Source organism: Streptococcus sp. VTCC 12905, assembly GCF_049893385.1.
Lineage (GTDB): Bacteria > Bacillota > Bacilli > Lactobacillales > Streptococcaceae > Streptococcus > Streptococcus suis_AA.
Genome location: NZ_JBMVJC010000013.1, coordinates 1 through 13687, shown reverse-complemented (window position 1 = coordinate 13687; position 13687 = coordinate 1). Strand labels below are relative to the sequence as shown.

14 protein-coding genes are annotated in these 13687 nt (G+C 40.1%); 3 read left to right on the top strand and 11 right to left on the bottom strand.

The annotated features are described in order from the left end of the window. Positions 1–39 precede the first annotated feature (39 nt). The gene (locus tag ACPC58_RS05980) at positions 40–1701 is read left to right on the top strand and encodes an Rqc2 family fibronectin-binding protein (protein ID WP_277843848.1); all 1662 of its coding nucleotides are present in this window, start codon (positions 40–42) and stop codon (positions 1699–1701) included. Between the two features lie 18 nt (positions 1702–1719). Here the strand turns inward: ACPC58_RS05980 and ACPC58_RS05975 are convergent, their stop codons facing one another. The 10 genes from ACPC58_RS05975 to ACPC58_RS05930 form a co-directional block, all read right to left on the bottom strand. After that, a complete protein-coding gene (locus ACPC58_RS05975; protein WP_289648645.1) occupies positions 1720–3378 on the bottom strand; it encodes a sensor histidine kinase in 1659 nt (552 codons plus the stop codon). After that, positions 3371–4048, bottom strand: a complete 678-nt coding sequence (locus ACPC58_RS05970) for a winged helix-turn-helix domain-containing protein (RefSeq protein WP_217373972.1) — start codon at positions 4046–4048, stop codon at positions 3371–3373. The genes ACPC58_RS05975 and ACPC58_RS05970 overlap by 8 nt, the downstream gene beginning before the upstream one ends. A gap of 5 nt (positions 4049–4053) precedes the next feature. Then, a complete protein-coding gene (gene phoU, locus ACPC58_RS05965) occupies positions 4054–4698 on the bottom strand; it encodes a phosphate signaling complex protein PhoU (protein WP_277837117.1) in 645 nt (214 codons plus the stop codon). Continuing rightward, positions 4695–5444: a phosphate ABC transporter ATP-binding protein PstB gene (pstB, locus tag ACPC58_RS05960; protein WP_277843852.1), complete on the bottom strand. Its 750-nt coding sequence runs from the start codon at positions 5442–5444 to the stop codon at positions 4695–4697. Before pstB ends, phoU begins: the two co-directional genes overlap by 4 nt. Next, the gene (gene pstA, locus ACPC58_RS05955) at positions 5437–6288 is read right to left on the bottom strand and encodes a phosphate ABC transporter permease PstA (protein WP_172035787.1); all 852 of its coding nucleotides are present in this window, start codon (positions 6286–6288) and stop codon (positions 5437–5439) included. The genes pstB and pstA overlap by 8 nt, the downstream gene beginning before the upstream one ends. Before the next feature lie 3 nt (positions 6289–6291). Next, positions 6292–7140 (bottom strand): phosphate ABC transporter permease subunit PstC, encoded by an 849-nt coding sequence (pstC, locus tag ACPC58_RS05950; RefSeq protein WP_274512936.1) that lies wholly within the window; start codon positions 7138–7140, stop codon positions 6292–6294. 10 nt (positions 7141–7150) lie between these two features. Next, the gene (locus ACPC58_RS05945; RefSeq protein ID WP_289648641.1) at positions 7151–8032 is read right to left on the bottom strand and encodes a substrate-binding domain-containing protein; all 882 of its coding nucleotides are present in this window, start codon (positions 8030–8032) and stop codon (positions 7151–7153) included. A 153-nt stretch (positions 8033–8185) separates the two neighbouring features. After that, the gene (gene budA / locus ACPC58_RS05940) at positions 8186–8902 is read right to left on the bottom strand and encodes an acetolactate decarboxylase (RefSeq protein WP_434065525.1); all 717 of its coding nucleotides are present in this window, start codon (positions 8900–8902) and stop codon (positions 8186–8188) included. Between the two features lie 3 nt (positions 8903–8905). Beyond that, a complete protein-coding gene (locus tag ACPC58_RS05935; protein WP_434065524.1) occupies positions 8906–10135 on the bottom strand; it encodes a hypothetical protein in 1230 nt (409 codons plus the stop codon). Beyond that, positions 10125–11291, bottom strand: a complete 1167-nt coding sequence (locus tag ACPC58_RS05930; protein WP_434065523.1) for an AI-2E family transporter — start codon at positions 11289–11291, stop codon at positions 10125–10127. Before ACPC58_RS05930 ends, ACPC58_RS05935 begins: the two co-directional genes overlap by 11 nt. A 135-nt stretch (positions 11292–11426) precedes the next feature. Between ACPC58_RS05930 and ACPC58_RS05925 the strand changes: the two genes are divergently transcribed. Both ACPC58_RS05925 and ACPC58_RS05920 read left to right on the top strand, forming a co-directional pair. Beyond that, positions 11427–12428: a lactonase family protein gene (locus ACPC58_RS05925; RefSeq protein WP_434065522.1), complete on the top strand. Its 1002-nt coding sequence runs from the start codon at positions 11427–11429 to the stop codon at positions 12426–12428. A gap of 66 nt (positions 12429–12494) precedes the next feature. Next, a complete protein-coding gene (locus ACPC58_RS05920; RefSeq protein ID WP_130554457.1) occupies positions 12495–12680 on the top strand; it encodes a hypothetical protein in 186 nt (61 codons plus the stop codon). A 27-nt stretch (positions 12681–12707) separates the two neighbouring features. Here the strand turns inward: ACPC58_RS05920 and ACPC58_RS05915 are convergent, their stop codons facing one another. After that, positions 12708–13355, bottom strand: a complete 648-nt coding sequence (locus ACPC58_RS05915) for an HAD family hydrolase (RefSeq protein ID WP_434065521.1) — start codon at positions 13353–13355, stop codon at positions 12708–12710. Between the last annotated feature and the right edge of the window lie 332 nt (positions 13356–13687).

Genomic DNA, 13687 nt, shown 5'->3' with positions numbered 1-13687 from the left:
ATACTAGACTGAGTTATAGCTATTAGAAAGAGGAAAACCATGTCTTTTGACGGATTTTTTTTACATCACATGACGGCTGAGTTAAGGGCCAATTTAGAAGGTGGGCGGATTCAGAAAATCAACCAGCCCTTTGAACAGGAAATTGTTCTGAACATCCGAAGCAACCGTCAGAGCCATAAATTGCTCCTGTCTGCACATTCCATTTTGGGCCGTGTCCAACTTACTCAAACAGAATTTACAAATCCTAAGGTGCCTAATACCTTTACCATGATTCTAAGGAAGTATTTACAAGGAGCGGTTATCGAGGAAATTAAACAGCTAGAAAACGATCGGATTTTAGAGTTTTCGGTATCCAACAAGGACGAGATCGGAGACCATATCCAAGCTACCTTGATAGTAGAAATTATGGGAAAACATAGCAATATCATCTTGGTAGATAAGTCTGAACAGAAGATTATAGAGGCTATCAAGCACGTTGGTTTCTCGCAAAATTCCTACCGAACTATCTTGCCTGGCTCCACCTACATTCGACCACCGGAGAAGCATTCTCTCAATCCTTACACGGTATCTGACGAGAAATTATTTGAAATCCTATCGACTCAGGAACTGAGTCCTAAAAATCTCCAACAGATCTTTCAAGGTTTGGGGCGGGATACGGCTTCTGAACTGGCCAGTCATTTGCAGACAGACCGCCTGAAGAACTTCCGTGCCTTTTTTGACCAGGCTACACTTCCTAGCCTGACAGACAAGTCCTATGCTGCTTTGCCATTTGCTAATAGCCCTGAAAACCAGCCACACTTTGAAAGCCTGAGCAGTCTGCTGGACTTCTACTATCAGGACAAAGCGGAGCGGGATCGGGTGGCCCAACAGGCCAATGAGCTGATCAAGCGGGTGGCCAGTGAGTTAGAGAAGAATCGCAAGAAGCTGGTCAAACAGGAGCAGGAATTAGCGGATACGGAGACGGCGGAGTTGGTGCGGCAAAAGGGTGAGCTCCTGACCACCTATCTGCATCAGGTACCCAACGACCAGCCGAGCGTGCGATTAGACAACTACTATACGGGCCAGGAGCTGGAAATTGAGTTGGACGTAGCACTTACTCCTAGCCAGAATGCGCAACGTTACTTTAAGAAATACCAGAAACTCAAGGAAGCGGCCAAGCACCTAACCAACTTGATTGAGGAGACTAAGGCGACCATTGTCTATCTGGAGTCCGTTGACACCATGCTGGGACAGGCTAGTCTGGCTGAAATTGATGAGATCCGCGAGGAATTGATTGAAACAGGCTACCTCAAGCGTCGCCACCGTGAGAAAATCCATAAACGTCAGAAACCTGAGCGTTACTTGGCGACGGACGGGAAAACCATTATTCTGGTTGGAAAGAATAACCTGCAAAATGATGAATTGACCTTCAAAATAGCTAAAAAGGGCGAACTCTGGTTCCATGCCAAAGACATTCCAGGCAGTCATGTGGTCATCACAGACAACTTGGACCCAAGTGACGAAGTCAAGACAGATGCGGCAGAACTAGCTGCCTACTTCTCCAAGGCAAGGCATTCTAACTTGGTTCAAGTGGATATGATTGAAGCTAAGAAACTTCACAAACCAACAGGTGGCAAGCCAGGTTTTGTGACCTACCGCGGTCAGAAAACCCTCCGTGTCACCCCAACAGAAGAAAAAATAAAAACCATGAAAATCAATTGATTTTTATGGTTCTTTTCTTTACTCATTTTTTGGAAAGTGAACAGTCATTGTGGTGCCTTGACCTAGTTGACTAGATACTTGGACACTTGCACCATGAACCTGTAAGGCATGTTTCACTATTGAAAGTCCAAGGCCTGTCCCCCCCACTTGTTTTGAACGACTTTTATCCACACGATAAAAACGTTCAAAAATACGTTCCTGATCAGCTTTCGAAATACCAATGCCGGTATCTCGAACCTCTAGGTTAATGTGTTCTTGATCTTGATATAGATCAATTGTAACCTGACCACCATCTCTATTATATTTGATGGCATTGTCACATAAATTATACACAATGGATTGCAAGAGAGCGGGATTGCCTGTAAAATCAACCTCATCCCCATTAAATTGAATTGAGATCCCTCGCTGATCTGCTTTTTCTTGTAGACTAGCAACCACCTGTTGGATGACTCCTTTAAAGTGGATTGGTTCTTTACTGATTATCCGCCCCTCGTCTAGTTGCGTCAATTGAAGAATATCTTCAACCAATTGGATCATCCGCTGTGACTCTTGATATATTTTTTCAGAAAATAATTGTATATTTTCAGGAGAAACCACATTGGCCCTGAGAATTTCAGAATAGCCTGATAAAATATGTAAAGGCGTCCGCAGTTCGTGTGATACTGTTGCTGTGAATTCTCTCCGTAACTTATCAAGATGATATTGTTCTGTCACATCAAAAAATAGAAAAACTGCTCCGGATTGGAGTTTGTCTGTCCAAATAGGTCTAGCAATAACCTTGTACTGACTATCTTTTATTTCACAAATGGACTCCACTTTTTGCCCATTCAAAACAGTATCCATCAGACTTTTCAGGCCAAGATTCCGTTGAAAGAAAGGCAAGGATTGGCCAAAATCATCAGATTGAAAATCTAGTAGTTGGCTGGCTGCTCCATTGTAACTAACCAAATGCCCCTTGGCATCCACAATAACCATTCCTTCTTTTATCTTGGAGATAATTGTGTCAAACTCATCTTGCTTTTGTTGCAATAAGGTTTCTTTTTCAGCAAGTTGTGATTGATGGTAATCCAGACGCTTCAGCAAAGGGTGGAGTTCCGCATAGACTTCATTGTCTAATGGTTTATCCAAATCTATTGCTTCTAAAGGTGCAAGTAATTTTTTTGAGGTTATTCTTGCTAGGAGGATTGCTGCAAAAACAGAAATCAAAAATAGTAGACTAACCCATGGTGCTAAATTCCATAATAAAACAACAATCGTTTTCTGTGCGATAGCTAAGCGAATCACTGTACCATCATTTAAGCGTTGAGAAGTATAGAGCAATCGCTGGGTTAAAGTGGCTGATTGTCGAATACTCTCACCATAACCAGTTTCGAGTGCTTCCACCACTTCTTCACGATTACTGTGGTTGTCTAATTGTTTGACATCTTTTTCGGAATCATAGAGCACTTGACCATCATGTGCAATCCAGGTAACACGCAAATCTTGCAAATCAATTTGATCCAGATAGGTCTGTCCATCCTCCTCAACTGCTTGTGCAATGAGACTAGTTTGGAGCCTTAATTGATCTAACTGTGAATTTGTAAAGTAGTGATATAAATAGCCTAAGATAAGGATAATGGTACCTAAGGAGATGGACATCGAAGACAGCAAAACTGTTCGAAAAATTTTCTTAGTCATCCTCTTCCTCCAGTTGGTAACCAACACCTCTAACAGTCTTTATGTAACCACCTGCACTCCCCAGTTTCTGACGTAAGGTTCCAACATGCACATCAACTGTACGGGTTTCACCGAGAAAGTCCTGTCCCCAAACCCTGTCCAATAATTCTTGACGACTAAATACTTTCTGGGGTGCTTTTAGGAGCATATGGAGCAATTCAAACTCCTTCAATGTCAGTTCAACTTTCCGTTTTCTAACCGATACTTTATGTCGCTCTACATCCATCTGAATATCGCCAAAGTAACAAAGATCCAATGGTTGATTTCGCTGACTTCTCCGTAAAACAGCCTTAATACGTGAAATCATTTCCATCATTCCAAAGGGTTTGACCAGGTAATCATCAGCACCAAGATCCAGACTTTGAACCTTGTCGATTTCCGTTCCTCTAGCCGTTGCCATCACAACAGGGAGATCGCGTGTGTAGGACTGACTTCTTAGTTGCTGTAAAATGGAAATTCCATCCTGTCCTGGCATCATTACATCTAATAAAACCAAGTCTGGTAATTCTTGTTCAATGACTGGCCAAAAGGCTTCAGCGTCAGCAAAACCTCTAGCCTCAAAACCAGCGGTCTTGAGGCTATAGATCATTAATTCACGAATGGCATCATCATCTTCAACACAGTAGATCATTTATTTTACCCTTCTAATTGACCTGTGATAGCGTAATGAACCCATTTAGCAATATTTACAGCGTGATCTCCAATGCGTTCTAGATACTTAGCAATCATCAACAAGTCAATGGCCTGGTCCCCATTTGCAGAATGGTTCCCTAAATAATTGGCTAGTTTCTCTTTTATTGTACCAAAATATTGGTCAACTGTATCGTCTTTTTCAATCACTTCATGTGCTAAACGATCACTTTCCTTTACAAAGGCATCCAAACTACCAACAACCATCTGGGTAACCTGCTCTGCCATTTTTTTAACCAAAGGAATTTCATCCACCAAATCAATCGTGTTACGGCTGATTAAATCCGCAATTTCAGAGGATTGAGCTCCTATCCGTTTCATATCATACACCATTTTTAGGGCTGAGGAAACAGTTCGTAGGTCTCTAGCAACTGGCTGTTGGCGCAAGAGCAATTTGATACAGCGTGCTTCGATATCTCGCTCTAACTCCTCAATTTGCAGGTAGGTTTGTTGAATACGCTCTTGATCGAGACTTTCAGGACCATTGAGCCCTTCGAGTGAACGATTGATAATCTCTTCGCAGAGGGCCCCCATAAAGACCATATCTTTTTGCAAATCTTCTAACTGACTTTCGAATCGTGACCGCATTATCCAAACCTCCCTGTAATGTAATCTTCTGTACGTGGATCTTCAGGCATACTGAAGAGAGTGCTGGTTTTATTGCATTCCACAACTTCTCCCAACAAGAAGAAAGCTGTTTGGTCTGAAACCCTCAAAGCCTGCTGCATGTTGTGTGTCACCATGATAATGGTATAATCTTTTTTTAATTCCAGCACCAATTCCTCAATTTTAGCTGTGGAAATTGGGTCAAGAGCACTTGTTGGTTCATCCATCAACAAAACTTCTGGCTCAGTAGCAAGCGCACGCGCAATGCAGAGACGTTGCTGCTGGCCACCAGACAAACCTAAAGCCGACTTGTTAAGACGATCTTTTACCTCATCCCAGATAGCTGCTTGACGCAATGATTTTTCAACAATTTTATCCAACTCTAATTTATTGTGAATTCCGTGAGTTCGAGGACCGTAAGCCACGTTATCATAAATGCTCATCGGGAAAGGATTTGGTTTCTGGAAAACCATTCCTACTTTTTTACGAAGTACTGTTGTTTTCATGTCCGTATAAATATCTTTCTGGTCCAATAATACTTTACCAGTGATACGGCAATTTTTCACTAAATCGTTCATCCGGTTCAGGCTTTTCAAGAGGGTTGACTTACCACAACCAGATGGGCCAATGAAGGCAGTGATTTGATTACTTGGAATATCCAAGTTGATATTTTTCAAGGCTTGAAATTCTCCATAGTACAGATCAAAGTCCTGAATGCTAAATTTACTCATGCTTATTTCTTCCTAATTTATTTGCAATCCATTCGGATAAAAGGTTCATCACGATAACGAGAATCAAGAGAATAACTGCTGTAGCGTAGGTTTGATTAACATAAATACCTTCGCCAGAAATCAAGTACATATGTACAGCCAATGTTCGTCCTGAACTTGTTAAACTCTTGGCAACCTCCGCCACTGTGCCTGCAGTGAAGATAAGAGCTGCAGACTCACCAATCACACGCCCCAAAGCCAAAACAACACCTGAAAAGATACCAGGCAAGGCTGATGGTAGAACAACTTGAAAAATTGTACGTAACTTTCCAGCTCCGAGTGCGAAACTACCTTCACGATACCCATCTTCAACTGATAATAAAGCTTCTTCTGTTGTACGCATTATCAAAGGTAAAATCATAATACTTAACGTCGCTGCACCAGCAATAATCGATAAGCCTAGATTTAAAAATTTTACAAAGAAGAGCGCTCCAAACAATCCATAAATAACAGAGGGGATTCCGGATAAGGTTTCTGTTGCCAGCCGAACAACTGTGACAAGTGGATTACCTGACTTAGCATATTCCGTTAGGTAAACAGAAGCACCGATACCAATTGGTAGGGCAATCAACAAGGCTAAAATAGCCATCAAAATCGTATTTAGTAAGGCTGGTAACATTGAAACATTTTCACTATTATAGGTCCAGGAAAATAATTCTGGTCTAAGAAAAGGAATCCCTTTCAGTAAAATATAGCCCACAATAAATACGGTTGCTAATCCTGCAAGGCTAGCAGATAGATAGACTACCAGTCTCAAAAAGAGCGACAAGCGGTCATCACTATCTTGTTTCTTAAAAAATGACACTACTTAGTCCTCCTTTTTATATAAGAGATAGAAAGCCAAGTTGATGATTAAAATAAATACAAACAAGATGACTGCTGTACCAATCAAGGCTTCACGATGTAAATCAGTTGAATATCCCATTTCCATTACAATGTTTGTTGTTAATGTCCGTACACCTGATGTAATGGAAGTTGGAATCAACGCTTGGTTACCGGCTACCATAATGACAGCCATTGTTTCCCCCATAGCACGACCTAAACCTAAAATGACACTGGCTAAAATACCTCTACGTGCTGCTGGTAGAACGACGAAAAAAATACTCTGTTCATGCGATGCACCTAAAGCAAGCCCACCTTGATAATAAGATTCTGGAACAGCACGTAGCGATGCTTCGGATACACTGATAATTGTTGGCAAAATCATGATTCCCAAGAGAATTGATGCCGTCAACACTCCCATACCATGCCCACCAACATTATTCCGAACAAATGGCACTAAGACTACCAAACCGAAGAATCCATATACAACTGAGGGAATTCCTGCCATCAAACTAACTGCTCGTTTAAAAATGGGGTACCATTTTTCCTTACAAAAGAAAGCAAGAAAGAGTGCTGTTAAGATACCAATTGGAACCCCAATCAGTAAGGCACCAAAAGTAACATAAACAGACCCAATAATCATTGGCAAAATACCAAAAATTTGATTAGAAGGTCTCCACTCTAGACCAAATAGAAAATTGCCCCATCCAATTTCTTGAATAGCTGGTAAACCTGCTGAAAATAGAAAGGCACAAATAAAAATAACTGATAAAACGGAAATGCAGGCAGCTAGAAAAAAGACTGCTTGCATACCGGTTTCTCTGAATTGACGCATGAAACTCCCCTTAGTTTGAAGTAAAGTCTGACCACTTAGTTTTTTTACCAGTAAAGATGTCCTGTACTTCTTGACTTGTTAATCCATTAATTGGATTATCCTTGTTCACAATCACTGCAATACCATCGATAGCAATCGCTGTTGCTGATACACCAGCTGATGTTTCAGAATCTTTTAATTCACGTGAAGCCATACCGATGTCTGCACTACCTTCGATAGCGTTTGTAACACCTGTCGATGAATCACTTTGCTGAACTTCAACAGTTACACCAGCATTAACTTTTTGATATGCTTCTTTCAGTTTTTCCATAACTGGGTTGACTGAACTTGAACCTGAAACTGTTACCTTACCAGAAGTAACACTTGCTTGGTAGGATCCTTTTGCATCAACTGGAATATAGCCAGCTTTCTCGACTACTGCTTGACCTTCTGTACTTAAAATGAAATTGATAAAGTCTTGAGCTGTTTCTGAGACACTTGCCTGTGTAACAATATTGAAAGGACGGGCAATTTTGTATTCACCAGATTTGATGGTATCAACACTTGCAGCAACGCCATCAATCTCAAGTGTTTTACTATTTCCATCCAAGGCACCGAGTGAAACATAACCAATTGCAGTATTGTCCCCAGCTACAGTTTGCAACATAACAGCTGTTGAATTTGTTACAATAGCTTGATTTGTTGTGTTATCAACTTTTTCACCATTTGCGTCCTTGGTTTCTACTCCAAACAATTCAATAAAGGCACCGCGAGTTCCTGAACCTTCTTCACGCGAAACTACCGTGATTGGTTGATCAGATGTATCAGTTGAAGATTGTCCACAAGCAGCAAGAAGACCCAAACTAGCCAAACCTACTGCAGCAATTTTTGCAAAACGAAATGTGTGTTTCATAGATAACTCCTTTTCTTTATGAATACATTTTACAAGTTCTTTATCAAATATATTGCCTATTTTTTGTAAAGTTTTTGTAAAATTGCAAGAAAATATAAAAAAGAGAGTAGTTCCAATAAGAAACTTCTCTCTTTTTAGGCTCGATTGCTAGATCTATTCTGCTTTATCAATATCTTCTCTGACTTCCTTAGCGTTGAACTTAGCGAAAAGATACTGGCGGTCTTGAACAGGGAAACGTTGGTCTAGTTGATCTACTGGCCCCACTTCCACCATTCCTTCTGAGATAACATAGTCCATAACATGACCACCGAAGGCCAAATCATCCGAAATAAAATGCAAATGATAGCCAGCCACACTGACCCCGTGAAAAATTTCTGGTGTCCAAATACCAACAATGGTGCCTGAAATATTCTCAGCGGTATACTCAGGCTGGCGACTTGCCACTTCCGCAAAACGGACATCAGAAGCCGATTTTGGAATCATGCGCACGTGCATATGCGAAAACTTCCCTTTTATTTTGATGGAACGAAAGAGATTTTCACCATCATAATATGACTCAATCCGCTGATGCAATTCATCGCTAGTCATTTCAAAGCGTTGTTTGAAAATAACTTCTGCTTCGTGAAAAATAACCGCCGCATAGGGAACTTTCATATCAGCAGGAACTTCAACCACTTCTGGTTTTTCCCCTGCTCCTTTGGCCTGATAGGCCTTTCCATCTAAAATAATCAGCTCTCCATCAATGGAATCCAGGGTTCCCAACCCCAAATCACCATGTTCCAACAATTCACCAACCGTTAAAGAACCGCCATACAGCCCCGCCATCAAGGCACCTAAGGTGTTGTATTGAAATAATCGATTTACTTGCATAACCTACTCTTCATTCAAAAATTCTTGCATGGTCAAATCATCCGGAACCAATTGGATATAACGACTAGCTTGCTCTTTTGCCTCATCCAAACGACCAAGTTGGCGCAACACTTCTATATAATCAGCCAAAAATTCTGGGTTTTCAACTAGATCAAGTGCCAATTCATCATACAATTGAATAGCCGCATCTTCTTGCTCCAATGCCTGGTAGGCTTTTGCAATATTCCATCGAGCCAAGACATTCTCAACCTCTTCATCAAATAAAGCCACAACCTCTTGAAATCGTTCCTGCTCAAGATACAAATTAGACAAGCGCAAAGCGAGCTCATTCCCATCTTCAGCCACCTCTTTTGCTCGGAGCAGATAGTCTTCTGCTCTTTCCTCATCATGTAATTCATAGGCATACTGAGAAGCTTGAAGTAAGAGATTGGCATCAAAATCATTTTTTGCCAGGCCTTTTTCCGTCATAGCCAAGGCTTCATCAAACTTATGCTCGGCATGAAGTGACTGAGCATAAGCATACTCGTAGCCATCAAAATCAGGATTAATTGTATCCAGTTGCTTAAAGTAGAGATTTGCCTTCTGGTATTCTTCACTTTCAAATAGCAGAGCAGCCAATTCAAAAACAGTCTGGTCATCATATTCCAACTCAACAGCTTTTTCCAAAAATTCAATGGCCACTTCAAATTTCCCTAAACTGGCATAGGCAATACCAATTCGCTGATAGGTAGAAACTCCAGTTAGTTCATAGATGTCACGATTATCTAGCTGTGCATAATAAGAAATGGCCTCGTCAAACAATTCCAATTCCATATCCAATTCAGCCAATCCAAAAAGAATAATTGGCTCATCGGACAAGTAACTTGCTTCCAACATTTTTTCACGCGCAACATCAGATAATCCCTCAGCTTGATATAAATCAGCCTTGACCAACAAAGCCTCCACATAAACAGGACTATCCACTGGAATTTCCTCCAAATAGGCAAAGGCTTCTTCGACCAAACCGTCTTCAAAGGCAATTTGAGCCAAATTCAGGCCTACTTCAGGAAAATCATCTTTCACTTGAGCATAGATTTGACTAGCCTGTGGGAAAAAACCAATTCCCTCCAAATATTCCGCTAGAGACAATAAAGTCTCAACATCATCTTCAGCCAATGCTCGTTTAAAATACTTATTGGCTTTCTCTAAATCCTGCTGACTGATACAAGCCACCATTTTTTCACTATTGTTCATTCTTTACCTCATTAGATTCCTCATAATATAAAGCACTATTTTCTTTGTACCATTCAAAAATTGCTTTCACCAAAACCTTGATAGAAGCATAAATTGGAATCCCTAAAAGCACCCCAAGTACACCATACATTTGGCCTGCAGCCAGGAGTACAAACAAGATCGTAATTGGATGAATATTGAGCGAGCTACCTATTATCAAAGGCGTTACAAAACGACCTTCAATGGTTTGTTCTATCATAAAAACAATCAATACTTTTAGCAGCATAAATGGACCAGCAATTAACCCCAAAATCACTGCTGGAATCATTGCCAAAAATGAACCTAGGTAGGGAATCAAATTTAAAAATCCGGCCATCACTCCTAAAGTCACAGAATAGTTTAGACCAATAATTGAAAATAAAATAGAGAACATAAATGCTACAATTACTGCAACAGTTACCTGACCACGAACATAATTTGATAACTGACTGTTCACATCTGACAAAACAGTTCCAATAGGCACCCTCCACTTAGTCGGTAAATATTGAGTAATATGTTTATTCAAGTATTGTCCATCCCGTAAAAGGTAAAACAGTATAAAAGGCATGATAAGAACAGCAACAACAATCTGAGATGCAGTCGAAATCAAATTACTTGCCCAGTTAACAGCACTGGAAGAAAATTTCTGCACAAAAGTGATTATCTGGTCATTAACTTTGTCAAGCATTTCCAATGCGGTTGGTCTAAATTGTTCAAATCGCTCGTCTTCTAACAATCCTGTAATCCGACTTTCAATTTTTTGAATATTGGATGGTAGATTTTGAACAAAAGAGCTTGCTTGCTCTTGGATACTTGGAATAGCTACAGCTAGCCCCCAAACAATTAGTAAGACAATAAGAACGAATAAAATTGAAATACCAACTGTTCGAGAAACCTTGTGTCTCTCCATCCAGTCAACCATTGGATTTAGCAGGTAATACAAAAGACCAGTTAAAATCATTGGTAAAAGAACTATTTCCAAAAAACTTCCAACAGGTTTGAATAAAAAGCTAATTTTACTAAATACAAGGATTGTTAAGAAAGACAGTAAAGTGATTAACAATATAGTGACACCCTGATTATTTAGAAACCAACGAAAAAACCAGCTCAGATTAAATTTTTGATCTTTATCTTCCAACTTGCCCACCCCTATTCTTTTTTTACTATTGTATCATGTAGAAAAGAATTTTGTCATTATCAACTACAGAATTTATGCGATTTTATCAGAAAAAAGTGGTATAATTTTATCAATCATTTCCAAAAGGAGAAGCCCATGACAATCTATTTCGGTACCTATACCAAACGCGAATCAAAAGGAATTTATAAAGCAAATTTTGACTCTGAAACAGGACAACTTAGCAATTTAGAATTGGTTGCGGAAGAACCAAATCCCACCTATCTAGCTTTTGACCAAGCTGGTCATCTCTACTCAGTAGGGTCTGAAAATGGCCAAGGTGGTGTCGCTGCCTTTTCTGCTGACTTTACTCCACTAAATCATGTGGTAGCTGAAGGTGCACCACTTTGCTATGTTTCCGTTGATGAAGAAAAAGACCTGGTCTTTGGTTCAAATTACCACAAAGGGCAATTGCTGGTCTACAAGCGTTTGACAGATGGTTCTCTTGAACTTGCAGATGTTGCTCAGCACGAGGGCTCTGGTCCACATGAAAACCAAGCTTCTGCTCACGTTCATTTCTCTGATTTAACACCAGATAAATTTCTAGTAGCCTGTGATTTGGGATGTGACCAAGTGGTTACATATAAAGTGGACAATCAAGGAAAATTAGAAAAAGTAGCAACTTATCAAGCTACACCGGGTAGCGGACCACGCCATATCGTTTTCCATCCAACTGCAAAAATTGCCTACCTCATCTGTGAACTGAACTCTACTATTGAAGTACTTATCTATGATGGCTGGGGTCAATTTGAACTGATGCAAACCATCTCAACCCTTCCAGAGGACCACACTGGTTTCAATGGTACTGCTGCTATTCGTATCACTAAAGATGGTCAATTTGTCTATGGTTCAAACCGTGGGAACGACTCTATCGCAGTATACAAAACCCTAGGCGACGCTAGCTTAGAGTTGGTTGAAATCGTTCCGACTAATGGTAAAACTCCTCGTGACTTCACACTTAGTCCTGATGAAAATCACTTAATTGTCGTTCATCAAGATTCTGACAATGCGACAGTCTTTGCGAGAGATAAAGAGAGCGGTCGTTTAACAGAACTATATCATGATTTCTACGTTCCTGAAGCTGTTTGCGTCACATTTTAATTAGACATATTAATTGTGAAATTGAGACCATTTTGGTTTAATAGTTCCATAGGAGGTGCATTCAACATGAATCCAGTTGATCTTTTCAACCAAGTAAAAGAATTAATCGCAAACAAAGATTTTGAAGGTGCAAAACAATTTATCGAAGACAATAAAGACCAATTCGGTGAATATCTGGAACAAGCAAAAGGCTTGTTATCAGGTTCGGAAGGTGTTAACGGTCTTTTAGATAAAGTTAAAGGCTTGTTCTAATACATGTAAAAACTAGGCTGAGAATGTTCAGTCTAGTTTTCTTTTTTCTTTGAAAATAGTCGTAAGTTCTTGCATTGAATGCAGCTGCCAGTCACTCTTCCACTCCATATCCTCAACAGCAAATCTTCCCATTCCTGTCAATATGCGAACAGCCCTCATACCCAGCGATTTAGCTGGTACAATGTCATTATCGTACCTATCCCCAACATAGACAATTCTATTTGCTGTGGTGTTTGCTTTTTGCAATGCAAGTTTGAAAATAGTCGAATCTGGCTTAGATAGTCCAACTTCTTCAGAGAGGATAATAAGTTGAAAGTAAGACTCAACTCCCCATTCCTCCAACAAAGCCCTTACTGTAGCAGATTGATTTGCAATTATCCCCAATTGATAGTTTTGTGATAACTTCTCTAGAGCATCTATTGTTTCAGGATACAGGCTCACACCCTCATTTGTCCATAAAGGACGTGGCTCGGTCGGTGCAAAATATTGCCAAGTTGCACGAATTGGGTCCAGCGACTTATGAGCATACTCCACCATTTTCTTTTTATAAGAATCTGATGAAACCTCTATATCCAGAGACTCTAACTTCTTCACACACTTGTCTATATAATAACCATAAGCAACCTCTTCATCTAAAAGCGTCGAACCCAAATCAAAAAATATCCACTCTATCATCCCATTCTCCATCACTTTTCAACATGAGAATACTTAAGTTGATCAGTCTTTTTAGAATATCATTTTATCGATTTCAAGGCAAAGAAAACTCCCTAGGAAAAACCAAGAGAACCATATTATAACCCTCGCTAGGCTAGCTCGGGGATAAAACAGTCTCCCAGACATTGTAAAACAAGTCCGAATATTTTCGGACTTGTTTTAACTATAACCCTCGTTACACTAACTCGGGGATAAATTAATACACTGTACTGCGAAAAGAGGCTGGGCAAAAACTAGCCAGTAAATAAAAAACACAGATAGATTCAAGCTGATTTTGATGAAATTCAGCCGAA

Bases quoted from the DNA above. Each gene is read 5' to 3' on its own strand.
- budA (WP_434065525.1), bottom strand. From the start codon at position 8,902: ATGCAAGTAAATCGATTATTTCAATACAACACCTTAGGTGCCTTGATG.
- ACPC58_RS05935 (WP_434065524.1), bottom strand. From the start codon at position 10,135: ATGAACAATAGTGAAAAAATGGTGGCTTGTATCAGTCAGCAGGATTTA.
- pstC (WP_274512936.1), bottom strand. From the start codon at position 7,140: ATGCGTCAATTCAGAGAAACCGGTATGCAAGCAGTCTTTTTTCTAGCT.
- pstB (WP_277843852.1), bottom strand. From the start codon at position 5,444: ATGAGTAAATTTAGCATTCAGGACTTTGATCTGTACTATGGAGAATTT.
- ACPC58_RS05975 (WP_289648645.1), bottom strand. From the start codon at position 3,378: ATGACTAAGAAAATTTTTCGAACAGTTTTGCTGTCTTCGATGTCCATC.
- ACPC58_RS05945 (WP_289648641.1), bottom strand. From the start codon at position 8,032: ATGAAACACACATTTCGTTTTGCAAAAATTGCTGCAGTAGGTTTGGCT.
- ACPC58_RS05925 (WP_434065522.1), top strand. From the start codon at position 11,427: ATGACAATCTATTTCGGTACCTATACCAAACGCGAATCAAAAGGAATT.
- ACPC58_RS05915 (WP_434065521.1), bottom strand. From the start codon at position 13,355: ATGATAGAGTGGATATTTTTTGATTTGGGTTCGACGCTTTTAGATGAA.
- ACPC58_RS05970 (WP_217373972.1), bottom strand. From the start codon at position 4,048: ATGATCTACTGTGTTGAAGATGATGATGCCATTCGTGAATTAATGATC.
- ACPC58_RS05920 (WP_130554457.1), top strand. From the start codon at position 12,495: ATGAATCCAGTTGATCTTTTCAACCAAGTAAAAGAATTAATCGCAAAC.
- ACPC58_RS05980 (WP_277843848.1), top strand. From the start codon at position 40: ATGTCTTTTGACGGATTTTTTTTACATCACATGACGGCTGAGTTAAGG.